We start from the raw sequence: 448 nt of genomic DNA, 5'->3' as shown, positions 1-448 counted from the left end.
CACCAGTATAGCTGGCTATTTTGGCGGTGGTGCCAAATATGAGAATGGCCAATGGAGTACTCCAAAATTTAAGGTTAAAAATGTTAAAGATGATGGCACAGAAAGTGAACAAAGCTACGAAAATGTAGCCGCTGCTTTTGAAGGTGTCAGTAATTCTATCACGAAGATTCAGAATAACATCACCAAAGAGATTAATAATGTAGTTACCAAAGTGGAAGGTGATTCCTTATCGTGGAGCAAGACCGATGATGCATTTGTAGCCAAGCACGGGGCGGAAGATGCAAAGACAAACAGCAAGATTACGTGTCTTGCGAAAGGTGATGTTTCTAAGGGTTCAACGGATGCTATAAATGGTTCCCAGCTTTATTCACTAGGTGATACATTTGCGAAGTATTTTGGTGGTGGCGCTAAATATGAGAATGGCGAATGGACTGCTCCAAAATTCAAG

General features: G+C 41.3%; 1 pseudogene. It reads left to right on the top strand.

The annotated features are described in order from the left end of the window. A pseudogene (locus J7R13_RS08965) lies at positions 1–448 on the top strand (hypothetical protein); the annotation flags it as partial.

It is taken from the genome of Bartonella taylorii 8TBB, from assembly GCF_902825155.1.
Taxonomy (GTDB): Bacteria; Pseudomonadota; Alphaproteobacteria; order Rhizobiales; family Rhizobiaceae; genus Bartonella; species Bartonella taylorii_A.
The sequence above is the reverse complement of the archived record's forward strand: the minus strand, read 5'-3'. Positions and strand labels throughout refer to the sequence as shown.